The sequence below is a fragment of the Citrobacter sp. RHBSTW-01044 genome, from assembly GCF_013781945.1.
GTDB lineage: Bacteria > Pseudomonadota > Gammaproteobacteria > Enterobacterales > Enterobacteriaceae > Citrobacter > Citrobacter braakii.
In genome coordinates this window covers 463,016-487,617 of sequence record NZ_CP056180.1, presented here as the reverse complement: position 1 = coordinate 487,617, position 24,602 = coordinate 463,016, and the positions used below count along the sequence as shown (strand labels likewise).

The following is a 24,602-nucleotide window of genomic DNA, read 5'->3' as shown; positions in this document are numbered from 1 at the left end:
ATTCTCAGCGTGACGTTGAAGATTGTGCAAGAAATGCGGAGGTTATCGGTGAAATGACCGAGGAGAGATTCAACGTGGGCCTGATAAGCGTAGCGTCATCAGGCAAGCAGGCGCAGATTGCCGGATGGTTAGCTCCCAGGCTGAATCCACGGAGTGCCAAGCGCAGAGCCTTGAACACCATGAGCATTGAGATAGCGATCCAGTTCGACCATCCCGGTCCAGCGGTTTTCACACCATAGCGGAGCCAACAGCATTGGGCGACGCGCGCTGGCAGAGATTCGATGATAAATCACCTCTGGCGGCGTATGGCGGATCATCTCCCCGGCGGTAACCGTGTAGTCGTCCAGTTCAATTCCGTTCAGCCGTCCAGCTTCCCAGGCCTTTGCCATCGTACTGCCTTTCACAATATGCAGCGGATGCAGCTTAATACCGTCAACGCCCGTCTCCACCACACGTTCCATGGTTTGCAGACAGTCTGCCTGTCCTTCTCCCGGCAGGCCAACAATCAGGTGTGAGCACACTTTCAGCCCGCGCTCGCGCGCCAGCCGCGTGGTGTTCTGATAGCAGGCAAAATCATGGCCGCGGTTAATCCGGTGCAGAGTTTTGTCATGCGCGGTTTGCAGACCGAGCTCCAGCCATACCTCATAGCCGAGGTCTTTATACTCACAAAGCAGATCGAGTACCGCATCCGGCACGCAGTCGGGGCGCGTCCCAACGCATAACCCGACGATGTTGGCCTGGCTGACCGCCTGTTGATACATCGAACGCAGCACCTGTACTTCCGCGAAGGTGCTGGTATAAGCCTGGAAATAGGCCAGATAGCGTCTGGCGCGATTGACCAACTGCGCCTGATGCTCAAGCTGCTCGGCAATTGAATGGTGCTGCTGTGCTTCATCGGCAAACGAGGCGACATTACAGAAAGTACATCCGCCGCGTCCGATGGTGCCATCACGGTTTGGACAGCTAAAGCCGCCGTGCAGCGTGAGTTTATGAACCTTTTGCCCATAACGGCGAGAAAGATCCCCACCAAACATATTGACTAATTTCTGTAACTGCATAATCTGGTAGACCGCGCCTTGAAAAGAGGCCAAAGCCTGCCATTTTTTGCCCCAGTCGGCGATGACCTGGATCAATCGCCCTGGCGAGCCTTTATTTATTGCATAACAAATCAAAATAATCGAAATTTCATTCACTCAAAATATAATTACTTTTCCTTATATCCAGCTGTTTTTTTTATCTTCTTATACTCTCAGCGTAAAAACAGTATCTTTAAGACGCCAAAACTCTAAAAACCAGCATAAAATGCCAAGTATATCGATAAACAAAGGGAGGACGAGAGATATCCGGCCTCTCTTACAGTGAGACAGATCACACTTCCCAGGGCATCCTCCTCAGGTTATATCAATGTATAAAACCCTTTTATTTCAATATTTTCATAAAGTTAATTGCCCAATAGCACATTTTTGCATAAATAAGATTGCCATTTGACCTGTGTGTGGATTCCCGATAACTTGGAAATCCGCTGGAAGCTTTCTGGATGAGCAGTCTGCTCATCATATTTATGCAGTAATTGAGATTCCCTCTGAAGCAAGTCCTCAAACTTGTTTGACCTGTGCGAAAAGGATAAAGAGGGCGAATGCGAGGTAAGCGTATGACACGCAAACCCCGTCGCCATGCTCTTGGTGTGCCCGTGCGCAACGGTCCAGATGGGAATCCCGCAGAGCCTGGGGAGGTTCACTGATATGTTGTACGATAAATCCCTTGAGAGGGATAACTGTGGTTTCGGCCTGATCGCCCACATAGAAGGCGAACCTAGCCACAAGGTAGTGCGTACCGCCATACACGCACTGGCCCGCATGCAGCACCGTGGCGCAATTCTTGCCGATGGAAAAACCGGCGATGGTTGCGGCCTGCTGTTACAAAAACCTGACCGCTTTTTCCGCATCGTAGCGCAAGAGCGCGGCTGGCGTTTAGCCAAAAACTACGCCGTCGGCATGATCTTTTTAAATAAAGACGCTGAGCTGGCAGCGGCTTCTCGTCGCATTGTAGAAGAAGAATTACAGCAGGAGACCCTGTCGATTGTCGGCTGGCGCGACGTGCCGACTAACGAAGGTGTTCTCGGTGAAATTGCGCTCTCCTCCCTGCCTCGTATCGAGCAAATTTTTGTTAATGCCCCTGCGGGCTGGCGTCCGCGTGATATGGAGCGTCGCCTGTTCATCGCGCGCCGTCGTATCGAAAAACGCCTCCAGGAAGATAAAGACTTCTACGTCTGTAGCTTGTCGAACCTGGTCAATATCTATAAAGGTCTGTGTATGCCGGCGGATCTGCCGCGCTTTTACCTGGACCTGGCGGACCTGCGTCTGGAATCGGCCATCTGCCTGTTCCACCAGCGCTTCTCCACCAACACCGTACCACGCTGGCCGCTGGCGCAACCGTTTCGCTACCTGGCGCACAATGGTGAAATCAACACCATCACCGGCAACCGCCAGTGGGCGCGCGCTCGTACCTATAAATTCCAGACGCCGCTGATCCCTGATCTGCACGACGCCGCACCGTTCGTTAACGAAACCGGCTCCGACTCCAGCTCAATGGATAACATGCTGGAACTGCTGCTGGCTGGTGGGATGGATATCATCCGCGCCATGCGTCTACTGGTGCCGCCGGCCTGGCAGAACAACCCGGATATGGACCCGGAGCTGCGCGCGTTCTTCGACTTTAACTCCATGCACATGGAGCCGTGGGATGGTCCGGCGGGTATCGTTATGTCCGACGGTCGCTTTGCCGCCTGTAACCTTGACCGCAACGGCCTGCGTCCGGCGCGCTACGTCATCACCAAAGACAAGCTGATTACTTGCGCTTCTGAAGTCGGGATCTGGGATTATCAGCCGGATGAAGTGGTTGAGAAAGGTCGCGTCGGCCCTGGGGAGTTGATGGTTATCGATACCCGCAGCGGGCGCATTCTGCATTCGGCTGAAACCGATGACGATCTGAAAAGCCGCCACCCCTACAAAGAGTGGATGGAGAAGAACGTCCGCCGTCTGGTGCCTTTCGAAGACCTGGCTGACGATCAGGTCGGCAGCCGTGAACTGGACGATGACACCCTCGCCAGCTACCAGAAACAGTTTAACTACAGCGCTGAAGAGCTGGATTCCGTTATCCGCGTGCTCGGTGAAAATGGTCAGGAAGCGGTCGGTTCAATGGGTGATGATACCCCGTTTGCCGTGCTCTCCAGCCAGCCGCGCATCATTTATGACTACTTCCGCCAGCAGTTTGCCCAAGTCACCAACCCGCCGATCGACCCGCTGCGTGAAGCGCACGTCATGTCGCTGGCCACCAGCATCGGTCGTGAGATGAACGTCTTCTGCGAAGCCGAAGGTCAGGCGCACCGTCTGAGCTTTAAGTCGCCGATCCTGCTGTACTCCGATTTCACCCAGCTCACCACCATGAAAGAGGAGCATTATCGCGCTGACCGACTGGATATCACCTTCGACGTGACGGAAACCACGCTCGAAGAGACCGTCAAAGCATTGTGCGATAAGGCTGAACAGATGGTGCGTAACGGCACGGTGCTGCTGGTGCTCTCTGACCGTAATATCGCAAAAAACCGCTTGCCAGTTCCGGCACCGATGGCCGTTGGCGCAGTACAAACACGTCTGGTAGAACAAAGCCTGCGTTGCGATGCCAACATCATCGTTGAAACCGCCAGCGCCCGTGACCCGCACCATTTTGCCGTTCTGCTCGGTTTTGGCGCGACGGCCATTTATCCGTATCTGGCGTATGAAACGCTGGGACGTCTGATCGACACTCAGGCGATTGCCAAAGATTACCGGACCGTGATGCTGAACTACCGTAACGGCATCAACAAGGGTCTGTACAAAATCATGTCCAAAATGGGCATCTCGACCATCGCCTCTTACCGCTGCTCGAAGCTGTTTGAAGCCGTTGGTCTGCACGATGATGTTGTGGCTTTATGCTTCCAGGGCGTGGTCAGTCGCATCAGCGGCGCGGGTTTTACCGACTTCCAGCAGGATCTGCTGAACCTCTCCAAACATGCCTGGCTGGCGCGTAAGCCTATCAGCCAGGGCGGTTTGCTGAAGTACGTCCACGGCGGCGAATACCACGCCTACAACCCGGACGTGGTGCGCACGCTGCAACAGGCAGTACAAAGCGGCGAGTACAGCGACTATCAGGAATATGCAAAACTGGTCAATGAGCGTCCGGCGGCCACGCTGCGCGATCTGCTGGCGATTACACCTGGCGATGAAGCCGTAAGCATTAGCGAAGTAGAACCCGCAACCGAACTGTTTAAACGCTTTGATACCGCAGCGATGTCTATCGGGGCATTAAGCCCGGAAGCACACGAGGCGCTGGCCGAAGCCATGAACAGCATCGGCGGTAACTCGAACTCCGGTGAAGGCGGCGAAGATCCGGCACGCTACGGCACTAACAAGGTGTCGCGCATTAAGCAGGTGGCTTCCGGTCGCTTTGGCGTAACCCCAGCGTACCTGGTCAATGCTGATGTCATTCAGATTAAAGTCGCTCAAGGCGCGAAGCCGGGCGAAGGCGGCCAGTTACCGGGTGATAAAGTCACCCCGTACATCGCCAAACTGCGTTATTCGGTGCCGGGCGTGACGCTGATCTCCCCGCCGCCGCACCACGATATCTACTCTATCGAGGACTTAGCGCAGCTGATTTTCGACCTGAAACAGGTCAACCCGAAAGCGATGATCTCGGTGAAGCTGGTTTCCGAACCGGGCGTCGGTACTATTGCGACCGGCGTGGCGAAAGCCTATGCGGATCTGATTACCATTGCCGGCTACGATGGCGGTACCGGTGCAAGTCCGCTCTCATCCGTGAAGTATGCGGGCTGCCCGTGGGAACTCGGTCTGGTGGAAACCCAGCAGGCGCTGGTGGCTAACGGTCTGCGTCACAAGATCCGTCTGCAGGTCGATGGCGGTCTGAAAACCGGCGTCGATATCATTAAAGCGGCAATTTTGGGTGCAGAAAGCTTCGGTTTCGGCACCGGCCCCATGGTTGCGCTGGGCTGTAAATACCTGCGTATTTGCCATCTGAACAACTGCGCAACCGGCGTGGCAACTCAGGATGACAAACTGCGTAAGAACCACTATCACGGCCTGCCGTTCAAAGTGACTAACTACTTTGAATTTATCGCCCGCGAAACCCGCGAGCTGATGGCGCAACTGGGCGTGAAACGTCTGGTGGATCTGATTGGTCGTACCGACCTGCTCAAAGAGCTGGAAGGGTTTACCGCCAAGCAGCAGAAGCTGGAGCTGTCTCGTCTGCTGGAAACCGCTGAACCGCATCCAGGTAAAGCGCTGCATTGCACTGAAAACAATCCGCCGTTTGATAACGGCGTGCTGAACGCCCAGCTGTTACAGCAGGCGAAACCGTTTGTCGATGAGCGCCAGAGCAAAACCTTCTGGTTCGATATCCGCAACACCGACCGTTCCGTCGGCGCATCGCTGTCGGGCTATATCGCTCAGACGCATGGCGATCAGGGGCTGGCATCTGACCCGATTAAAGCGCACTTCAGCGGTACCGCAGGCCAGAGCTTCGGCGTGTGGAACGCGGGCGGCGTGGAGCTGTATCTGACCGGCGATGCCAACGACTATGTCGGTAAAGGCATGGCGGGCGGCCTGCTGGCAGTGCGTCCTCCGGTTGGCTCTGCTTTCCGTAGCCATGAGGCGAGCATCATTGGTAACACCTGCCTGTATGGTGCTACCGGTGGCCGCCTGTTTGCTGCGGGTCGTGCGGGTGAGCGTTTTGCGGTGCGTAACTCCGGCGCTATTACCGTGGTTGAAGGTATTGGCGACAACGGCTGTGAATATATGACCGGCGGCATCGTGTGTATTCTCGGCAAAACCGGCGTCAACTTCGGTGCGGGCATGACCGGCGGATTCGCCTACGTGCTCGACGAAGACGGTGAATTCCGCAAACGCGTGAACCCGGAACTGGTAGAAGTACTGAGCGTGGACTCGCTGGCTATTCATGAGGAACACCTGCGCGGTCTGATTACCGAGCACGTACAACATACCGGTTCTTCACACGGCGAAGAGATCCTGGCGAACTGGCCAGCATTCTCGGCGAAATTCGCGCTGGTAAAACCGAAATCCAGTGATGTGAAAGCACTGTTGGGTCACCGTAGTCGTAGCGCAGCAGAGCTGCGTGTGCAGGCGCAGTAAGGGGTAGCAGCAATGAGTCAGAACGTATACCAATTTATCGACCTGCAGCGCGTTGATCCACCGAAGAAACCGCTGAAGATCCGTAAGATCGAATTTATCGAGATCTACGAGCCGTTTTCCGAAGGCCAGGCCAAAGCACAGGCAGATCGCTGTCTTTCCTGCGGCAACCCGTACTGCGAGTGGAAGTGCCCGGTACATAACTACATCCCGAACTGGCTTAAGCTGGCGAATGAGGGACGTATTTTTGAAGCGGCAGAACTGTCGCACCAGACTAACACTCTGCCGGAAGTGTGTGGTCGAGTGTGCCCGCAGGATCGTCTTTGTGAAGGATCCTGCACGCTAAACGATGAGTTCGGTGCGGTGACTATCGGCAACATCGAGCGCTATATCAATGATAAGGCGTTCGAGATGGGCTGGCGTCCGGATATGACTGGCGTTCGCCAGACGGACAAGCGCGTGGCGATCATCGGTGCAGGTCCGGCGGGCCTGGCCTGTGCTGATGTGCTGACCCGCAACGGCGTGAAGGCGGTGGTATTTGACCGCCACCCGGAAATCGGCGGTCTGCTGACCTTCGGGATCCCGGCGTTCAAGCTGGAGAAAGAGGTCATGACCCGTCGCCGTGAAATCTTCACCGGTATGGGTATTGAGTTCAAACTAAACGTGGAAGTGGGCCGCGACGTGCAGCTCAACGATCTGCTGAAGGATTACGATGCCGTGTTCCTTGGTGTAGGTACCTATCAGTCGATGCGCGGTGGGCTGGAAAACGAAGACGCTTCCGGCGTATTTGATGCCCTGCCGTTCCTGATCGCCAATACCAAACAGTTGATGGGATTTGGCGAAAGCAGTGACGAGCCGTACATCAGCATGGAAGGCAAACGCGTTGTTGTTCTCGGCGGTGGCGATACCGCGATGGACTGCGTGCGGACCTCGGTTCGCCAGAACGCGGCACACGTAATCTGCGCCTATCGCCGCGACGAAGAGAACATGCCGGGTTCCAAACGCGAGGTGAAAAACGCGCGTGAAGAAGGCGTCGAGTTCCAGTTCAACGTCCAGCCTTTAGGCGTGGAAGTGAATGCCAACGGTAAAGTGTGCGGCGTGAAAATGGCGCGCACCGAAATGGGCGAACCGGATGCGAAGGGGCGTCGCCGCGCGGAGATCGTCGCCGGTTCCGAGCACGTTGTTCCAGCTGATGCGGTGGTACTGGCGTTTGGCTTCCGCCCGCACAGTATGGAGTGGCTGAAAGAGCACAGCGTCGAGCTGGATTCTCAGGGCCGTATTATTGCTCCGGAACGCAGCGATAACGCCTTCCAGACCAGCAACCCAAAAATCTTCGCTGGTGGCGACATCGTGCGTGGTTCGGATCTTGTAGTCACCGCGATTGCCGAAGGTCGTAAAGCGGCAGACGGTATCCTGAACTACCTGGAAGTGTAAGTAAGCGTCCTCTGGCATCTCATCTTCAAACGCTGATGAGATGCCAGATTCCTCGCAATACCCCTGCCCCCTCCCCTCTATCAACACCGTGAAAGAGAACTAAAAAAAGATACGGAAACGTTTGCTTTATTCTGAGAACTGTATATTATGCGGCGGATTTTTTGGGCAAAATTCATGGAGGCGTTGTGTCGCAGGACAACAATTATAGCCAGGGCCCCGTCCCTCTGGCGGCGCGGAAGGGCGTGATTCCACTAACGTTTGTCATGTTGGGACTCACATTTTTTTCCGCCAGTATGTGGACCGGTGGCACTCTCGGTACTGGTCTTTCCTATAATGATTTCTTCCTGGCAGTTCTCTTCGGTAATCTTCTCCTCGGTATTTACACTGCATTTCTCGGTTTTATCGGCGCAAAAACAGGGCTCTCAACCCACCTTCTGGCACGTTACTCATTTGGTTTGAAAGGTTCATGGCTTCCCTCACTGCTCTTAGGCGGTACACAGGTAGGCTGGTTTGGCGTTGGTGTGGCCATGTTTGCTATCCCGGTTGGCAAAGCGACGGGGATTGACGTCAATGTTCTGATTGCGGTTTCCGGTCTGTTGATGACCCTGACTATCTTTTTTGGCATCTCGGCGCTGACCGTTTTATCTATCATCGCCGTACCTGCCATCGTCGTTCTTGGCAGCTACTCCGTCTGGCTGGCGGTGAGCGATGTTGGCGGTTTAGACCATTTAAAAGCGATAGTGCCGCAGACACCGCTGAATTTCTCCACCGCACTGGCGCTGGTGGTCGGCTCATTTATCAGCGCAGGCACGTTAACCGCCGACTTTGTCCGCTTTGGCCGCAACGCCAAAGGTGCGGTACTGATTGCCATGGTGGCATTTTTCCTTGGCAACTCGTTGATGTTTATCTTCGGCGCTGCGGGTGCCGCCGCTGTTGGACAGGCGGACATCTCTGACGTGATGATTGCTCAGGGCCTGCTGCTGCCCGCGATTGTGGTGCTCGGCCTGAATATCTGGACCACCAACGACAATGCGCTCTACGCTTCAGGTTTGGGATTTGCCAATATTACCGGCCTTTCCAGCCGTTCGCTGTCGGTGGCTAACGGTATTATCGGCACACTGTGCGCACTGTGGCTTTACAATAACTTTGTCGGTTGGCTGACATTTTTGTCGGCAGCGATTCCTCCAATTGGTGGAGTGATTATCGCCGACTATCTGCTGAACCATCGCCGATATGCCGACTTCAGCAAAGCACAATTTATTTCCGTAAACTGGATAGCTATCCTGTCCGTTGCACTGGGCATTGCCGCCGGTCACTATATTCCCGGTATTGTACCCGTCAACGCCGTACTCGGCGGCGTATTCAGCTATATCCTGCTGAACCCACTTTTCAATCGCAGCCTTGCTAAATCACCAGAGGTCAGCCATGCAGAATAATAACATCACCATTCGTCAGGCGCGTTTACAGGGACGCGAAGGATTGTGGCAGCTCACGGTTGAAAACGGGCGCTTCAGCCGAATTGAGACTCAGGACGCCGCTACGTTGCCGCAGGGGGAAGTGCTTGATGCCGAAGGTGGCCTGGCAATCCCACCGTTCGTAGAGCCACATATCCACCTGGATACCACGCAAACCGCGGGGGAGCCGAGCTGGAACCAGTCAGGTACGTTATTTGAAGGCATTGAGCGCTGGGCCGAACGTAAGGCAATGCTCACTCACGATGACGTGAAAGCGCGCGCCATGCAGACTCTTAAGTGGCAGATGGCCAACGGCATCCAGTATGTCCGCACTCACGTTGACGTTTCCGACCCAACGCTGACCGCGCTGAAAGCCATGCTGGAGGTGAAGCAAGAAGTCGCTCCGTGGGTAGAGCTACAGATTGTCGCGTTCCCGCAAGAGGGCATTCTTTCTTATCCCAACGGTGAAGCGTTATTAGAGGAAGCCGTGCGTTTGGGGGCCGACGTCATTGGCGCTATCCCCCACTTTGAATTTACGCGTGAATATGGCGTGGAGTCGTTGCACAAAATTTTCGCCCTCGCGCAAAAATACGACAGACTTATCGACGTGCACTGTGACGAAATTGACGATGAGCAATCACGCTTTGTTGAAACCGTCGCGGCGCTGGCCCATCGCGACAATATGGGCGAGCGCGTGACCGCCAGCCATACTACGGCAATGCACTCCTATAACGGCGCGTATGCTTCCCGTCTTTTCCGCCTGTTGAAAATGTCCGGCATTAACTTTGTCGCGAATCCACTGGTGAATATTCACCTGCAAGGGCGCTTTGACACGTATCCTAAACGCCGCGGCGTCACACGCGTCAAAGAGATGCTGGAGGCGGAGATCAACGTCTGCTTCGGCCATGATGACGTCTTCGATCCGTGGTATCCGCTGGGCACCGCGAATATGCTGCAGGTACTGCACATGGGGTTACATGTGTGTCAGCTGATGGGATACGGACAAATTAACGATGGCCTGAATCTGATCACCACCCACAGCGCGAAAACCCTGCACCTGCAGGACTACGGTCTGAGCGTGGGGAATTCCGCGAACCTGGTGATTTTACCGGCAGAGAATGGGTTTGACGCGGTTCGTCGCCAGACGCCTGCACGTTATTCCATTCGTCACGGGCGAATCATTGCCGAGACTGTGCCGAGCCAAACGACGCTGCATCTGACGCAGCCGGAAGCGGTGACGTTTAAGCGCTAGGTTGTAATATCCGGTGTCGGATGGCGCAAGCCTTGCCATCCGACACCGTCGCTCTCATCGTCAGGTGTGTAATAAACTGGCGCGCACCTTGATCACCACCTTTTTGATGTCCATCGGAGCCTGTACCACGCAGCCCGGCTTATGCGGCTCGCCCGGCATAAAAATCACAAATCTTCCCGGCTTCAGTACCATCACCTGCTCATCGGCAATCTGGCTACACAGCTGATAATCATCCTCAACGTGCATCTCTTCGCACTGACGAGCAGAATCAGTCATCCCGAACAGAATGCGTTCTTCACCGGATAACAGCACCTGAATATCAATGTACTCCCTGTGCAGTTCCGCTTTCTTTTGCTCCGGGCTCTGCGTTGCAAATTGCATAACATTCATAAAAATATTATCGCCCTGCAACTCGTAGCGCCCTGGCGTTTTCTCCTGCGGATTCGCCGCAACAGCCAGCGTTAACGCCTGCTGCAAGACCGGATGTAATCCGGCAGAAGGCAATGAACGCAACTCATCTGACATCATAATCAATCTCCCTGGGCCAACAGCGCGGCCCCCAGTAATCCAGCGTCATGACGGTAATGCGCCGCCCGTAATTCTACGTGGTAAGCCGAAGGCTCTTGTGCCAGATAGTTTTCCACCAGCGCCAGATACCCTTCTGCCAGCCCCACGCTGCCGCCAATCACCACAATCTGGCAATCGATCGTGGCCTTCACATCGGCGACAAGCCTTGCCAAAGTACGTGCCGAACGATGGATCAACCGACTGGCCTGCTCATCACCCTGCCCGGCGCGGCTAAAAATGGTTTTGGCGTCGCATCCAGCAAGCGCGCCTTCGGCAGCCGCCGCGATCCCACGACCGGAAGCGATCGCCTCGACACAACCCACACGCCCGCAACCGCACACCGGCCCATGCGGATCAGCCAGCGTATGTCCCAGATGCCCGGCCAGACCGCCAATCCCGGTCAGCAGCTTCCCATCACTTACCACCCCGCCGCCTACACCGGTGGAGACGGTGATAAACACCATATCGCGGTACTCTCCGCCAAGCGCATGATACTCAGCCCACGCCGCGGCCTGCGCGTCATTGACTGCCAGCGTCGGCAAAGCGGTGAGATCTTTTAGCGTTTGCACCAGAGGAAAATGCAGCAGCCCGCCGAGGTTGTGCGGGTTCAGCGCCAGTAGAGAACCGTCGCGGATAATCCCCGTTGAGGCGATCGCCACCCGCGTTGCCTGCCCCTGTAGCGGCGCAACCAGTGCTTGTAACGCGGCACGCAGAGCATCCGGTGTTTTGCTGGCGGGCGTCGGCAATTCATGACGATCTTGAATTTGCAGGCTGCTGTCTACCAGTGCGACAGCCAGTTTGGTGCCGCCAATATCAATCGACAGCGTGGTCATAGCACCGCCTTTTTAAGCGCTGTGTTGTACCACTGGCAAATGTGCTCCAGCCGGGTAATGGCTGAGCCGACTGTCACCGCCCATGCGCCATGACGCATCGCCTCAGCGGCCTGCGCTGGCGTGTTGTAACGTCCTTCAGCAATCACCCGACAACCCGCGTCGCTTAAAGACTTCACCAGAGCCAGATCCGGTTCTTCGGGCGTTTCTGGCGTGGTATAACCAGAAAGGGTAGTGCCAATGATTTCGGCACCGAGTTTCTGGCAGGCCATGCCATCCGCCATGGACGAACAGTCAGCCATCGCAAGGCGTTGGTGATGATGAATACGTGCCAGTAAGGTTTCTACAGGTACCGGACGTACGCGATCGGTACCGTCGATGGCGATGATGTCAGCGCCTGCCTGCGCCAGCGCATCAACATCCTCCAGATATGCGGTGATGCGGACCGGAGAGTCATCAAGGTCACGTTTGAGAATGCCGATAATCGGCACCGAAACTACCGCCCTGGTCGCTTTTAGGTTTTCCACCCCTTCAATGCGTAACGCCACCGCGCCAGCCTGTTCTGCGGCCAGCGCCATCGCCGCAACAATTTCCGGTTTATCTAACGGGCTGTCAGGAACAGGCTGGCAGGAGACAATCAGCCCGCCGTTCGCGGAAATCTTGATATCCAGTTGTTCAAGTAACGACATGCTTATTCCCTTATGACTATTGCCCGGCGCAAGACCGGGCAAACGGATTAACTTTTGGATTTCACCATGGTGCTTTTGTCGCCGCCGAACGGCACGGCCCCGCTAAACGGTTTGCCATCAATGGCATCATGCGTACGCAATGCTTCAGGCCGCAGCCAGCGCTGTACGCGAGACGGCATATCGAGACCAATCAGCAGGATCACCACAAATGTCAGGCCGAAAGAGAGCGATCCCAACGCGGTGCCCAGATCCAGTCGTTGGGCAATCAGCGCACCGATGATCGGTGCCAGCGCCCCGCCCAGTGCACCCACGTTGTAGGTGAAGCCCAGACCCGCCGCACGCTGGTCGGTATCGAAATAGCCGCCAATCAGTTTTGGTAAGATCCCGGAGATCCCCTGACCGAGCATTTGCTGGAAAAACAGCAGTAAACCCAGTACCCAGACGTTTGAGCCGCCAATCGCAAACACTGGAATAATCAGCAACTGCGAAGCCAGCAGACTGCAGACATAGGCCTTACGCGTGCCCAGCCAGTCGCCAAGAAAACCACCGACGCAACAACCGACCGCCGCGCCAAAGCCGCTAAAGAAGAGCACCCTGGCGACAGTGGAAGGGTCATACAGCAATTCGGTTTTCAGATAGGTTGGCAGCAGCGCCTGAATCGGCCACGAGTAAAGGAAGGCAAACAGCACAACCACCATCAGCATGACGCCCGTCGGCCAGCGTTTCCCGCTGCTTTGCACCATAAAACTAATGAAGATAAACGCGCATATCAGGCCAAGGACCGCCACGATAGCCGCATTTTGCAGGTTGCCTGCAAAGCAGAACCACAGCGCGGTTGCGGCGGCGAGAGTCATCACAATATTGATAACCCGATGTTCGCCCCGGTAGAGAATGTCCACCATCGTGCGTACCGGCGCTTTGCCTTCGTGTTTCTCTTTCCAGTCTTCCGCTTCCGGAATATTTTTACGCAGCCAGAGGGCGAAGATAATCGGCAAAATGCCGATGAAGAACAGCGCGCGCCATCCCCAGACCGGGACCACCAGGCTGTAGACCTGCGCGGCGATCACTGCGCCTACAGAGAAGCCGGAAATCAGGAAGCCGCTGGCTTTGTTTCGCAAGTGCCTGGGCCAGCTTTCAATAACATAAGTTGCGCTGGAGCCGTACTCACCAGCCATCCCCATACCGATAACCAGGCGGGCGATAAACATGGTGGTGTAGCCCGGCGCGAAGCCGCAGGCCAGCGTCCCCACAGAGAACAGAATGATACTGGTGACCATCGCCAGGCGGCGTCCATAACGGTCGCCCATCGCGCCCAGCATTAACCCACCAAACCAGCGGGAGATAAAAGCGGCCGAGATCAGACTGGCCGCCTGCACCGTCGTCAGTCCGAATTCGCCTTGTACTTCCGTCAGCACAAGGGCGATTAATACAAAATCAAAACCATCAAGCAAATATCCCAGCCAGGCGGCGGAAAATGCCCGCCATTGCGCCCGATTGAGATGGCGATACCACGGGATGCTCTGGGTAGAAGTACTCATTTTACTCTCCCGACGATCTTTATTTTCGTTGTGGTGCCGGATGGCGGATTCGCCTTATCCGGCCTACGAGTCTTGTTTTTGCAGGCCGGATAAGCATTGTGCTATCCGGCGTCCGATCAGTCGCGTTCCAGCATTAATTGCTGGGCCAGCGCTTTCAGTTCCGGCAGATATTGTTCATCTACCGGGGCAAATGGTTTACGGCACAGCGGAACAGAAACCACGTCCATATAGTGCAATACCGTCTTCAGGCCGCGGAACACGCCAACCTTAATGAGCAGATCGATAACCTTATTGCACTCGGTTTGCAGCTTTTGCGCCGTCTGGATGTCGCCTTCTTTGAGCGCTTTCACAATTCCCTGATAACGCCATCCCATAATGTTGTAAGTGCTACCGATACCGCCATCTGCGCCCGCCAGCAGACCAGAAGCGAAGATCTCGTCATAACCGTTATAAAGCACCAGATCGGGGTGAGCGCGGCGGATCTGTTCCATCTGATAGAGATCGCCTGAGGTTTGCTTCAGCGCGCCAACGCCCGGCAACGTCACCAGCGTGTTGATTTGATCCAGCGTCAGTTTTACGCCGCTCAGCGCCGGGATGTTATAGACCACCATCGGCAAGCCATCAGCGGAATCAATAATTGCACGGTAGTGATCGCAGTGCTCTTCAAAGCTGAACGGATAGTAAAACGGTGTGACGGCTGAAACCGCATCAAAGCCGTAGCGATGCGCGGCACTCGCCAGCTGTTGGCTCTCTTCGGTACTCACTGTGCCAACGTGAGCGATCAGCGTCACCTTGCCTTTCGCTTCTTCGGCAACAATTTCCAGTACCTGCTCTCTCTCAACGCGGTTTTGGACAAATGCCTCACCCGTAGACCCACCGACATAGAGCCCGTCGATCCCTTGCCCAATGTTGAAACGCACCAGGCGGCGCAGGCTCTCAATGTCCAGTCGCTGTTGGCTATCGAATGGGGTTAACAACGCTGGCATTACGCCTTTTAAATCTCTTGCCATAGCTACCTCTGATGATGATTAGTGTTATCTGACTGCATACCTTTATACCTGTTATACCAGATCAAATAAGCAGCAATACAATACAGAACGCTTATAGTGCGATCTGCCTCACTAAACGATCGTCAGGATCGCGATTACTTACGCAATTTTTTACTTTTGCTGAAGGCGTGCCAGGTAGCGGAAACGCTGTTGAGATGTTCTTGCAGTGCGCGGTCAGCTTCCTCAGGGTCGCGCTGACGAATCGCGTCGACAATAGCGATATGCTGCTGATAACTCACGTTATTGTGCTCATACAACTCTTGGTCGGCTACGGTCGGACGGGCGGCAATCAGCCAGTCTAACAGCGCAACATGGATAGCCATAAAGATGGGATTGCCCGGGATCTCCGCCAGTATGCGGTGAAAATCAACGTCCGAGCGAATGAACAGCGTATTGTCATCGAGCGACTGGCTGTTGATCTCCAGTGCTTTCGCCAGTCTGTCGATTTGCTCATCCGTCGCATGTTCTGCGGCGTATCGTACCAGGCTGGATTCAAAGAACAGTCGCAGCTGTTCGAAGTGGGCAATGCCGCCGGGATGCGCGAGGAAATCTTTCGCCATACCGGACAGCTCGCTGATAATGGTATCAGCTGAAGGACGCGAAACGCGGGCGCGCTCGCCATTGTTGATTTGCACCAGACCTTTGCGTTTTAACGCTGCCAGCGCTTCTCGTACAGAAGGACGGCCCACGTTAAAGAAGGCCATCAGCTCCCGCTCAGACGGCAACTGTTCGCCCTCGCCAAATTCCCGACGACGAATCATCTGCTCCAGTTCTTCTTCAACCATTTCAGACAGCTTTTTACGCGCCAGCGGGCGGTTGCGTAAGCTACGGCCAATGGTGGATGGAGAGTCTTCAGCTTGCGAATCAAATGCGTTCATAGGGCCCATTCAGCTAAGTCGTGGTGACAAATAACAGCGGGTTTATCCTAACACAGGATCGAAAGCAGGGTGAAATGATGGTCAATCAGACTGTCGGGCTTATTGGCGGTCTAACGCATCCGGATATTTTTTTATGCTAAAACATTCAGCTTATCTTTAATTGAAAACAATCATATTCGCTTCGTGAAATTTATGAATATGAACGTGATAAATTATCATAACCATCTATTTTATAACGATAAATAATTTAAACATCGAATTAAAAATAAGATATTCACTCCATAAAAATCGCCCGAAAAAATATAACATCCGTTTGGACAACAGCGTTATTACCGGATTTATCTTCTTCTCTGGCATGGAGTGAAACAATGTTCGGCATCATTATCTCTGTCATCGTTTTATTAACGATGGGTTACCTGATCCTCAAAAACTACAAACCGCAGGTAGTGCTGGCAGCCGCGGGGATCTTCCTGATGATCTGCGGCGTCTGGCTAGGCTACGGCGCGCTGGTCGCTAACGACAAGAGCAGCGGCTATCTACTGGTCGATATTTACAACGAAATTCTGCGTATGCTTTCCAATCGGGCGGCCGGACTAGGGTTATCAATCATGGCGGTAGGTGGTTATGCCCGTTATATGGACAGGATGGGGGCCAGCAGAGCGATGGTTAGCCTGTTAAGCCGCCCGCTTAAGCTAATCCGCTCACCCTATGTTGTTCTTGCCGCCACCTATGTGATTGGTCAGATCATGGCGCAGTTCATCACCAGCGCTTCCGGTTTAGGCATGCTGCTGATGGTGACGCTGTTCCCGACGCTGGTCAGTCTTGGCGTGAGCCGTTTATCCGCGGTGGCGGTCATTGCCACTTCAATGTCAATTGAATGGGGCATTCTGGAAACCAACTCTATTTTTGCCGCGCAGGTGGCGGGCATGAAAATCGCTACCTACTTCTTTCACTATCAGTTACCCGTCGCATCGTGCGTTATCGTCGCCGTCGCTATTGCACATTTTTTCGTTCAGCGGCAGTTTGATAAAAAAGCATTCCCGGAAAGCAACGGATTCGCTGAACAAAAGACGCTGGAAAACGTGCCACCTCTCTATTACGCCATTCTACCCGTCATGCCGCTGCTTCTGATGTTGGGCTCGCTTGCCCTGGCACATATGGGGTTAATGAAAACAGAGCTGAATCTGGTGGTGGTCATGCTGATGAGCATGACGCTGACGATGTTTGTCGAGTTCCTGCATAAACATAATCTGCGCGAAACGATGGATGATGTGCAGGCCTTCTTTGACGGCATGGGAACCCAGTTTGCCAACGTTGTCACGCTGGTGGTCGCCGGTGAGATCTTTGCGAAAGGGTTGACGACTATCGGGACTGTCGACGCCGTAATAAAAGGTGCAGAGCATTCCGGCCTTGGCGGTATCGGCGTGATGATCATCATGGCCGTGGTCATTGCCGCCTGTGCGATTGTCATGGGGTCAGGTAACGCGCCGTTTATGTCTTTTGCCAGCCTGATTCCAGATATTGCCGCCGGACTACATATTCCTGCGGTAGTGATGATTATGCCGATGCATTTTGCTACTACGCTGGCCCGGGCGGTATCCCCCATTACAGCGGTCATTGTGGTGACATCAGGTATTGCGGGCGTATCGCCCTTTGAAGTGGTAAAACGTACGGCCATTCCGATGGCGGTGGGATTTGTGGTCAATATGATAGCCACCATCACGCTGTTTTACTGATCCCGAAGGCAGAAAACAGAACAGGCCCCAAAGGGCCTGTTTTTTTATTTCACTACGCGTAGCGCTGGACGCCCACCGCGAGGCGGCGGCGGAGTGTCATCCGGATCGTTGTCGTCGCCATTGTCAGGCTTATCGCCATCAATGACCGACATGACCGTTTCACTCTCAAAACCAGGTGCGTCGTTGTCGTCATCATTTAAGCTGGCGACATCTTCGTCGTAGGCGGCTTCCGGCTCGAACATAGTACCGGCACCATTTTCACGAGCATAAATTGCCAGAACTGCCGCCAGCGGTACAGAAACCTGACGCGGCACACCACCGAAGCGCGCGTTAAAGCGCACTTCATCGTTAGCCAGTTCCAGGTTACCCACCGCACGCGGTGCGATATTCAGAACAATTTGCCCGTCACGCGCATATTCCATAGGAACCTGCACGTCCTGAAGCGTCACATCCACCACCAGGTGCGGCGTAAGCTGGTTGTCTAACAACCACTCATAGAATGCGCGCAGCAGATACGGACGGCGTGGTGTTAGCTGTGGCAAATCCATACAGGTTAACCCCGGCCCAGACGCATTTCACGTTCAGGCTCAGTCAGAGAAGCCAGGAAAGAATCACGTTCAAAGACGCGAGTCATGTACCCTTTCAGTTCTTTCGAACCTGCACCGTTGAATTCAATGCCCAGCTGCGGTAAACGCCACAGCAGCGGCGCCAGGTAGCAGTCTACCAGGCTGAACTCATCGCTCAGGAAGTAAGGTTTCTGGCCAAATACTGGTGCAATTGCCAGCAGTTCTTCGCGCAGACGCTTACGCGCGACTTCGGCTTCAGAAGCAGAACCGTTCACGATGACGTTCATCAGCGTGTACCAGTCTTTTTCAATACGCTGCATGTACAGGCGGCTTTCACCACGCGCAACCGGGTAAACCGGCATCAGCGGCGGATGCGGGAAGCGCTCATCCAGGTATTCCATAATGATGCGAGATTCCCACAGGGTCAGCTCACGATCCACCAGTGTCGGTACGCTCTGATTCGGGTTGAGGTCGATCAGATCCTGCGGTGGATTGTCCTTCTCCACATGCTCAATCTCGAAACTAACACCTTTCTCAGCCAGCACAATGCGGACCTGATGGCTATAGATGTCAGTAGGACCAGAAAACAGCGTCATTACCGAACGTTTGTTGGCAGCGACAGCCATGAAAACCTCCAGGTATATTCAGAATTTTTACTGCTACCAGCCACTAAGTGGCCAGCCAGAAGTGATGTCACCCATATTCGGGAAAGCCATTACTGTTCAAAATACAAACAAAAAATGAACGATACCGGACATTTGGGCAGAAAATTGGATGATAGTTTACCAGATTTTGTGACCTTTGTGGTGAGTCGATTCTTGAAATGGGGAAAAAGAGGTGGCAATCAGCGGATTACCGTGGTTATACGGAGAGCAGTAACGATAAAAAAACCCGCCGAAGCGGGTTTTTTCGCAAATTGTTGTCTGCCGAAGCAGAGTACAATTAACGTTTGGAGAACTGAGGACGACGACGTGCTTTACGCAGACCGACTTTCTTACGTTCAACCTGACGAGCATCACGGGTAACGAAGCCAGCTTTACGCAGTTCGCCACGCAGGGATTCGTCGTACTCCATCAGAGCGCGGGTGATACCGTGACGGATCGCACCAGCCTGACCAGAGATACCACCACCTTTAACAGTGATGTACAGATCCAGTTTCTCAACCATGTCGACCAGTTCCAGCGGCTGACGAACTACCATGCGGGCAGTTTCACGACCGAAGTACTGTTCCAGAGAACGTTGGTTGATTACGATTTTACCACTGCCCGGTTTGATGAAAACGCGAGCTGCGGAACTTTTGCGGCGACCAGTGCCGTAGTATTGATTTTCAGCCATTGCCTATAATCCCGATTAGATGTCAAGAACTTGCGGTTGCTGTGCCGCGTGGTTGTGCTCGTTGCCAGCGTAAACTTTCAGTTTACGGAACATAGCACGACCCAGCGGGCCTTTTGGCAGCATGCCTTTAACCGCGATTTCAAGCACACGCTCAGGACGGCGAGCAATCATCTCTTCAAAGGTCGCTTGTTTGATACCGCCGATGTGACCGGTGTGGTGATAGTACACTTTGTCAGTACGCTTGTTGCCAGTTACAGCAACTTTGTCAGCGTTCAGAACGATGATGTAATCACCGGTATCTACGTGCGGAGTATATTCCGCTTTGTGCTTACCGCGCAGGCGCAGAGCCAGTTCGGAAGCCAGACGGCCCAGAGTTTTACCGGTCGCGTCAACAACATACCAGTCGCGTTTTACGGTTTCTGGTTTAGCTGTAAAAGTTTTCATTAAAAGCTTACCCAAATAAATAAGTTACACGTTGGTGAACACCCAAACGTTTTGTCAGTTGAGGTTCACACGACATTGTCCAGCAAACCTACCCCTTCGAATAGCCTATGCCGGCGCATAGAAAGTTTTGGGAAAAAAACTCTCTCGTAACGTGGGGTCGCAAGATTATAGAGAAGTCAGGGTCAAAGATCGACCCCTTTATGTGATTTGCGGCAGGTTTAACCGGCTAAATGTTCCCGCTTCAGATACTCTTCGCTTTGCATCTCCTGCAAACGCGACAAACAACGCTGAAATTCAAACTTCAGACGCTCGCCCTGATAGATTTCATAAAGAGGTGAGGCCGCACTGACCACCAGCTTAACGTGGCGTTCGTAGAACTCATCCACCAGTGCGATAAAACGCCGCGCTTCACTCTCCATCAGCGTCGTCATGACCGGCACATCAGACAACAGCACCGTATGAAACAGACGCGATAGCGCAATGTAGTCATGCTGACTACGTGCATCGACACAGAGCGTGGTGAACGACACCGCCAGCGTTTGGTTTTCGACGGCCAGCGTCTGCATCGGACGATGATTGATCTCCAGCGTCGGAGCGTGTTCACCTTTCGTTCCCGCTAATGCCAGCCAGAGCTTGTCCATCTGCTGGCGGGTTTCCTCATTCAGTGGCGACAACCACAAATGCGCCTGCGTTAAGGTGCGCAGACGATAATCGACGCCAGCATCGACATTCATGATGTCACAATGCTGTTTGATGGCATCAATGGCAGGAAGAAAACGCGTGCGTTGCAAACCGTTGCGATACAGCTCATCAGGCGGAATATTGGAGGTTGCCACCAGCGTAATACCACGGGCAAACAGCGCCTTCATCAGACCGCCGAGCAGCATGGCGTCGGTGATGTCAGAAACAAAAAATTCGTCAAAGCACAGCACGTCCGTTTCAGCCTTAAAGCGGTCGGCAATGATTTCCAGCGGATCGCTCTGCCCCTGCAGGGCCGTAAGCTCTTCATGGACGCGCAGCATAAAACGGTGAAAGTGCAAACGCTGTTTACGCCCGCCCGGCAGGCTATGGAAGAACAGATCCATCAGCCACGTTTTTCCGCGCCCGACTCCGCCCCACATATACAGACCACGCACCGGCGCATTGGTCGGTGACCCACGTTTTCCCAGCAATTTGCCAAAACGCGCCATCAGTCCGCTCTCCTGCGGCGCAGGACGTGCTGGCGTCGAAAGCGCCTGGAAAATTGTTTCCAGTCGATTCACTGCTTCTTGTTGTACGTTGTCGGGCTGATGACTGCCGTCTTTGAGGGCTTGCTGGTAACGCGATGTCGGGGAAAGGCTTTGCATGATGTTATTGTTATTCCTTGAGAATCGATGTGCCGTCGCTCACGGTTGACGAAAAAAAGGCCGTTCTACATTACGTGATATAAACACGGGATTCCACTTCTACGGGATTAGCGGTTATAGTGGCATAATCAGGCGCGGGCATGGAGCCTAAAGCCAACACCCTACGGAAACACAAGACAACGGGAGATGTTCATGACCTGGGAATATGCGCTAATTGGGTTAGTCGTCGGTATCATTATTGGTGCTGTAGCCATGCGTTTTGGTAATCGTAAATTACGCCAACAGCAGGCATTGCAGTACGAACTGGAAAAAAATAAAGCTGAGCTGGAAGAGTACCGCGAAGAGCTGGTGAGCCACTTTGCCCGCAGCGCTGAACTGCTGGATAACATGGCGGACGATTATCGTCAGATCTATCAGCATATGGCTAAAAGCTCCAGCAACCTGCTGCCGGGTATGTCACCGGAAAATAATCCGTTCCGTAATCGTCTGGCAGAGTCCGAAGCGGGTAACGATCAGGCGCCGGTTCAGATGCCGCGTGACTATTCTGAAGGCGCATCTGGCTTGCTGCGTAGTGGCGCAAAGCGCGACTAACTGCACATCGTTAAGAAATTTATTGGGCGCAGCAATTGCGCCCTCCGCTTCTCTTCCTGTCCCAGCTATTATTTAGTCGTTAGCCTCATTGTGACCAAACCGAAAATTCAATAACATCAAACTGTTTTGAATCATCTTCCGTTTACTCAAGGTACGAGAGCAGGATCCATGAAAAAACACACCCAGCTGTTGAGTGCATTAGCGTTAAGTGTCGGGTTAACTCTCTCGGCGCCATTCCCAGCCGCAGCGTCGATTCCCGGCCAGGTTCCCGGTCAGGCTGCGCTCCCCAGCCTCGCCCCGATGCTGGAGAAAGTGTTACCTGCCGTGGTGAGCGTAAGGGTCGAAGGCACCGCCGCTCAGGGGCAGAAAGTCCCGGAAGAGTTCAAAAAGTTTTTTGGTGATGAACTTCCCGATCAACCTGCACAACCTTTTGAAGGGCTGGGTTCCGGGGTCATCATTGATGCCGCCAAAGGCTACGTCCTGACCAATAATCACGTCATCAATCAGGCGCAAAAAATCAGCGTCCAGCTTAACGATGGCCGTGAGTTCGACGCTAAGCTTATCGGCAGCGACGACCAGAGCGATATCGCTCTGCTGCAAATTCAACACCCCAGCAACCTGACGCAAATTGCCATTGCCGACTCCGACAAACTCCGCGTCGGTGATTTCGCGGTGGCCGTAGGTAACCCGTTTGGTTTGGGGCAAACGGCCACCTCCGGCATCGTATCGGCTTTGGGTCGCAGCGGGTTGAACCTGGAAGGTCTGGAAAACTTTATTCAGACCGACGCCTCCATCAACCGGGGTAACTCCGGCGGCGCGTTGCTAAACCTCAATGGTGAGCTGATTGGCATTAACACCGCGATTCTGGCGCCCGGCGGCGGTAGCATCGGTATTGGTTTTGCGATCCCGAGCAATATGGCACGCACGCTGGCGCAGCAACTGATGCAGTTTGGTGAAATCAAACGTGGTCTGCTGGGAATTAAAGGCACCGAAATGACCGCCGATATCGCCAAAGCGTTCAAACTGGACGTACAGCGCGGCGCGTTTGTCAGCGAGGTTCTGCCTAACTCTGGCTCCGCAAAAGCAGGTGTGAAGTCTGGTGATATCATTACCAGCCTCAACGGCAAACCGCTCAACAGCTTCGCCGAACTGCGTTCACGCATAGCGACAACCGAACCAGGGACCAAAGTCAAACTGGGCCTGCTGCGTAACGGTAAACCGCTGGAGGTTGAAGTAACCCTGGATACCAGTACATCATCGTCCGCCAGCGCGGAGATGATTGCTCCTGCGTTGCAAGGGGCTACGCTCAGTGACGGTCAGCTTAAAGACGGCACCAAAGGCATCAAAATTGATAACGTTGAAAAAAGCAGCCCAGCCGCGCAGGCCGGTCTGCATAAAGATGACGTTATCATTGGCGTTAACCGCGATCGTGTAAATTCGATCGCCGAAATGCGTAAAGTGCTGGAAACGAAACCGTCGATCATTGCTCTGCAGGTAGTGCGTGGTAACGAGAGTATTTACCTGCTCCTGCGTTAACGCATGCAACCGGACATCAGCCCCCCGTGTGATGTCCGGTAAACTCGTGATATGCTGCTGCCGTTCCCTTTATTAATGACGCCGCCATCATGTTTGTGAAGCTTTTACGTTCGGTCGCGATTGGTTTAATCGTCGGCGCTATTCTGCTGGCCGCGATGCCCTCTCTGCGAAAAATAAATACGCTTACCGCGCCACAGTTCGACAGTGCAGATGAAACGCCCGCCAGCTATAACCCGGCGGTTCGCCGTGCAGCGCCTGCTGTCGTTAACGTTTATAACCGTAGTATGAACAGCACAGCACATAACCAGCTTGAGATCCGCACACTCGGCTCAGGCGTTATCATGGATCAGCGCGGCTATATCATTACCAATAAGCACGTCATTAATGATGCCGACCAAATCATCGTCGCGTTGCAGGATGGGCGTGTATTCGAAGCGCTGCTTGTGGGTTCTGATACGTTAACCGATCTTGCGGTGCTGAAAATCAACGCGACTGGCGGACTGCCGACAATTCCAATTAATAACAAACGCGTGCCGCACATCGGCGATGTCGTCCTCGCCATTGGTAACCCGTACAACCTTGGGCAAACCATCACTCAGGGGATTATCAGCGCCACCGGTCGTATTGGCCTGAACCCGACTGGACGGCAAAACTTCCTGCAAACGGATGCCTCCATCAACCACGGCAACTCCGGCGGCGCGTTGGTCAACTCGCTGGGCGAGTTAATGGGTATTAACACGCTGTCATTTGATAAGAGCAACGATGGTGAAACCCCGGAAGGGATCGGCTTTGCTATTCCGTTTCAGTTGGCAACCAAAATCATGGATAAGCTGATTCGTGACGGGCGCGTGATTCGTGGCTACATCGGCATCAGCGGTCGCGAAATTGCGCCACTGCACGCCCAGGGCGGCGGGATGGATCAAATTCAGGGGATTGTAGTTAACGAAGTAGCCCCAGACGGTCCGGCAGCACAGGCTGGAATTCAGGTTAACGATCTGATTATTTCGGTCAATAACAAACCGGCGGTATCTGCGCTGGAGACCATGGACCAGGTGGCAGAGATTCGCCCTGGTTCGGTTATCTCTGTTGTCGTGATGCGTGATGACAAGCAGTTGACGCTGCAGGTAACGATTCAGGAATACCCGGCTACAAACTAA

At 54.0% G+C, this 24,602-nt stretch carries 20 protein-coding genes; 8 read left to right on the top strand and 12 right to left on the bottom strand.

Annotated features, from left to right (window positions below; genetic code table 11):
• Window positions 1-128: 128 nt before the first annotated feature.
• Window positions 129-1,058 carry a TIGR01212 family radical SAM protein gene (locus HV352_RS02385; protein WP_049040958.1) on the bottom strand — a complete coding sequence of 310 codons (930 nt, stop codon included), beginning with the start codon at window positions 1,056-1,058 and terminating at the stop codon, window positions 129-131.
• A 684-nt stretch (window positions 1,059-1,742) separates the two neighbouring features.
• Here HV352_RS02385 and gltB point away from each other — a divergent pair.
• The 4 genes from gltB (at window position 1,743) to HV352_RS02365 (ending at window position 10,340) form a co-directional block, all read left to right on the top strand.
• On the top strand, window positions 1,743-6,203 hold the full coding sequence (gene gltB, locus HV352_RS02380) for a glutamate synthase large subunit (protein ID WP_049040924.1): 4,461 nt from the start codon (window positions 1,743-1,745) through the stop codon (window positions 6,201-6,203).
• A gap of 12 nt (window positions 6,204-6,215) precedes the next feature.
• Window positions 6,216-7,634: a glutamate synthase small subunit gene (locus tag HV352_RS02375; RefSeq protein WP_016154696.1), complete on the top strand. Its 1,419-nt coding sequence runs from the start codon at window positions 6,216-6,218 to the stop codon at window positions 7,632-7,634.
• Between the two features lie 185 nt (window positions 7,635-7,819).
• The gene (gene codB, locus HV352_RS02370) at window positions 7,820-9,070 is read left to right on the top strand and encodes a cytosine permease (RefSeq protein ID WP_016154697.1); all 1,251 of its coding nucleotides are present in this window, start codon (window positions 7,820-7,822) and stop codon (window positions 9,068-9,070) included.
• Window positions 9,060-10,340, top strand: coding sequence for a cytosine deaminase (locus HV352_RS02365; RefSeq protein WP_181635171.1), 1,281 nt, complete (start codon window positions 9,060-9,062; stop codon window positions 10,338-10,340). The genes codB and HV352_RS02365 overlap by 11 nt, the downstream gene beginning before the upstream one ends.
• Before the next feature lie 60 nt (window positions 10,341-10,400).
• Here the strand turns inward: HV352_RS02365 and nanQ are convergent, their stop codons facing one another.
• From nanQ to nanR, 6 genes are all read right to left on the bottom strand, one after another.
• The gene (gene nanQ, locus HV352_RS02360) at window positions 10,401-10,868 is read right to left on the bottom strand and encodes an N-acetylneuraminate anomerase (RefSeq protein WP_181635170.1); all 468 of its coding nucleotides are present in this window, start codon (window positions 10,866-10,868) and stop codon (window positions 10,401-10,403) included.
• A 2-nt stretch (window positions 10,869-10,870) separates the two neighbouring features.
• Window positions 10,871-11,740 carry an N-acetylmannosamine kinase gene (gene nanK, locus HV352_RS02355; protein WP_103767061.1) on the bottom strand — a complete coding sequence of 290 codons (870 nt, stop codon included), beginning with the start codon at window positions 11,738-11,740 and terminating at the stop codon, window positions 10,871-10,873.
• The gene (locus HV352_RS02350) at window positions 11,737-12,426 is read right to left on the bottom strand and encodes an N-acetylmannosamine-6-phosphate 2-epimerase (protein WP_115190117.1); all 690 of its coding nucleotides are present in this window, start codon (window positions 12,424-12,426) and stop codon (window positions 11,737-11,739) included. Before HV352_RS02350 ends, nanK begins: the two co-directional genes overlap by 4 nt.
• Before the next feature lie 47 nt (window positions 12,427-12,473).
• Window positions 12,474-13,964 (bottom strand): sialic acid transporter NanT, encoded by a 1,491-nt coding sequence (nanT, locus tag HV352_RS02345; protein WP_016154702.1) that lies wholly within the window; start codon window positions 13,962-13,964, stop codon window positions 12,474-12,476.
• Between the two features lie 116 nt (window positions 13,965-14,080).
• Window positions 14,081-14,974 carry an N-acetylneuraminate lyase gene (nanA, locus tag HV352_RS02340; protein ID WP_181635169.1) on the bottom strand — a complete coding sequence of 298 codons (894 nt, stop codon included), beginning with the start codon at window positions 14,972-14,974 and terminating at the stop codon, window positions 14,081-14,083.
• Between the two features lie 134 nt (window positions 14,975-15,108).
• Window positions 15,109-15,900, bottom strand: a complete 792-nt coding sequence (gene nanR, locus HV352_RS02335; protein ID WP_016154704.1) for a transcriptional regulator NanR — start codon at window positions 15,898-15,900, stop codon at window positions 15,109-15,111.
• A gap of 359 nt (window positions 15,901-16,259) precedes the next feature.
• Here nanR and dcuC point away from each other — a divergent pair, with 359 nt between their 5' ends.
• Complete coding sequence (dcuC, locus tag HV352_RS02330) at window positions 16,260-17,627, top strand: anaerobic C4-dicarboxylate transporter DcuC (RefSeq protein ID WP_019077796.1); 1,368 nt, start codon at window positions 16,260-16,262, stop codon at window positions 17,625-17,627.
• Between the two features lie 44 nt (window positions 17,628-17,671).
• Here dcuC and sspB read toward each other — a convergent pair whose 3' ends face one another.
• The 5 genes from sspB to zapE all read right to left on the bottom strand — a co-directional run bounded on the left by sspB (window position 17,672) and on the right by zapE (window position 21,318).
• A complete protein-coding gene (gene sspB / locus HV352_RS02325; protein WP_016154706.1) occupies window positions 17,672-18,175 on the bottom strand; it encodes a ClpXP protease specificity-enhancing factor in 504 nt (167 codons plus the stop codon).
• A gap of 5 nt (window positions 18,176-18,180) precedes the next feature.
• The gene (gene sspA, locus HV352_RS02320; RefSeq protein WP_003025132.1) at window positions 18,181-18,819 is read right to left on the bottom strand and encodes a stringent starvation protein SspA; all 639 of its coding nucleotides are present in this window, start codon (window positions 18,817-18,819) and stop codon (window positions 18,181-18,183) included.
• 316 nt (window positions 18,820-19,135) lie between these two features.
• Complete coding sequence (gene rpsI, locus HV352_RS02315; RefSeq protein ID WP_003025138.1) at window positions 19,136-19,528, bottom strand: 30S ribosomal protein S9; 393 nt, start codon at window positions 19,526-19,528, stop codon at window positions 19,136-19,138.
• Between the two features lie 15 nt (window positions 19,529-19,543).
• Window positions 19,544-19,972, bottom strand: a complete 429-nt coding sequence (gene rplM, locus HV352_RS02310) for a 50S ribosomal protein L13 (protein ID WP_003025141.1) — start codon at window positions 19,970-19,972, stop codon at window positions 19,544-19,546.
• A gap of 218 nt (window positions 19,973-20,190) precedes the next feature.
• Window positions 20,191-21,318 carry a cell division protein ZapE gene (gene zapE / locus HV352_RS02305; RefSeq protein ID WP_101700715.1) on the bottom strand — a complete coding sequence of 376 codons (1,128 nt, stop codon included), beginning with the start codon at window positions 21,316-21,318 and terminating at the stop codon, window positions 20,191-20,193.
• Between the two features lie 192 nt (window positions 21,319-21,510).
• Between zapE and zapG the strand changes: the two genes are divergently transcribed.
• The 3 genes from zapG to degS all read left to right on the top strand — a co-directional run bounded on the left by zapG (window position 21,511) and on the right by degS (window position 24,602).
• A complete protein-coding gene (zapG, locus tag HV352_RS02300; RefSeq protein WP_003025147.1) occupies window positions 21,511-21,909 on the top strand; it encodes a Z-ring associated protein ZapG in 399 nt (132 codons plus the stop codon).
• 168 nt (window positions 21,910-22,077) lie between these two features.
• Window positions 22,078-23,445: a serine endoprotease DegQ gene (gene degQ / locus HV352_RS02295; RefSeq protein ID WP_181635168.1), complete on the top strand. Its 1,368-nt coding sequence runs from the start codon at window positions 22,078-22,080 to the stop codon at window positions 23,443-23,445.
• Window positions 23,446-23,534: 89 nt separating this feature from the next.
• On the top strand, window positions 23,535-24,602 hold the full coding sequence (gene degS / locus HV352_RS02290; RefSeq protein WP_003025154.1) for an outer membrane-stress sensor serine endopeptidase DegS: 1,068 nt from the start codon (window positions 23,535-23,537) through the stop codon (window positions 24,600-24,602).

Excerpts from the sequence above, each read along its gene's own strand:
- HV352_RS02385 (WP_049040958.1), bottom strand. The coding sequence starts at position 1,058 with ATGCAGTTACAGAAATTAGTCAATATGTTTGGTGGGGATCTTTCTCGC.
- gltB (WP_049040924.1), top strand. The coding sequence starts at position 1,743 with ATGTTGTACGATAAATCCCTTGAGAGGGATAACTGTGGTTTCGGCCTG.
- HV352_RS02375 (WP_016154696.1), top strand. The coding sequence starts at position 6,216 with ATGAGTCAGAACGTATACCAATTTATCGACCTGCAGCGCGTTGATCCA.
- HV352_RS02365 (WP_181635171.1), top strand. The coding sequence starts at position 9,060 with ATGCAGAATAATAACATCACCATTCGTCAGGCGCGTTTACAGGGACGC.
- nanQ (WP_181635170.1), bottom strand. The coding sequence starts at position 10,868 with ATGATGTCAGATGAGTTGCGTTCATTGCCTTCTGCCGGATTACATCCG.
- nanK (WP_103767061.1), bottom strand. The coding sequence starts at position 11,740 with ATGACCACGCTGTCGATTGATATTGGCGGCACCAAACTGGCTGTCGCA.
- HV352_RS02350 (WP_115190117.1), bottom strand. The coding sequence starts at position 12,426 with ATGTCGTTACTTGAACAACTGGATATCAAGATTTCCGCGAACGGCGGG.
- nanT (WP_016154702.1), bottom strand. The coding sequence starts at position 13,964 with ATGAGTACTTCTACCCAGAGCATCCCGTGGTATCGCCATCTCAATCGG.
- nanA (WP_181635169.1), bottom strand. The coding sequence starts at position 14,974 with ATGGCAAGAGATTTAAAAGGCGTAATGCCAGCGTTGTTAACCCCATTC.
- nanR (WP_016154704.1), bottom strand. The coding sequence starts at position 15,900 with ATGGGCCCTATGAACGCATTTGATTCGCAAGCTGAAGACTCTCCATCC.
- dcuC (WP_019077796.1), top strand. The coding sequence starts at position 16,260 with ATGTTCGGCATCATTATCTCTGTCATCGTTTTATTAACGATGGGTTAC.
- sspB (WP_016154706.1), bottom strand. The coding sequence starts at position 18,175 with ATGGATTTGCCACAGCTAACACCACGCCGTCCGTATCTGCTGCGCGCA.
- sspA (WP_003025132.1), bottom strand. The coding sequence starts at position 18,819 with ATGGCTGTCGCTGCCAACAAACGTTCGGTAATGACGCTGTTTTCTGGT.
- rpsI (WP_003025138.1), bottom strand. The coding sequence starts at position 19,528 with ATGGCTGAAAATCAATACTACGGCACTGGTCGCCGCAAAAGTTCCGCA.
- rplM (WP_003025141.1), bottom strand. The coding sequence starts at position 19,972 with ATGAAAACTTTTACAGCTAAACCAGAAACCGTAAAACGCGACTGGTAT.
- zapE (WP_101700715.1), bottom strand. The coding sequence starts at position 21,318 with ATGCAAAGCCTTTCCCCGACATCGCGTTACCAGCAAGCCCTCAAAGAC.
- zapG (WP_003025147.1), top strand. The coding sequence starts at position 21,511 with ATGACCTGGGAATATGCGCTAATTGGGTTAGTCGTCGGTATCATTATT.
- degQ (WP_181635168.1), top strand. The coding sequence starts at position 22,078 with ATGAAAAAACACACCCAGCTGTTGAGTGCATTAGCGTTAAGTGTCGGG.
- degS (WP_003025154.1), top strand. The coding sequence starts at position 23,535 with ATGTTTGTGAAGCTTTTACGTTCGGTCGCGATTGGTTTAATCGTCGGC.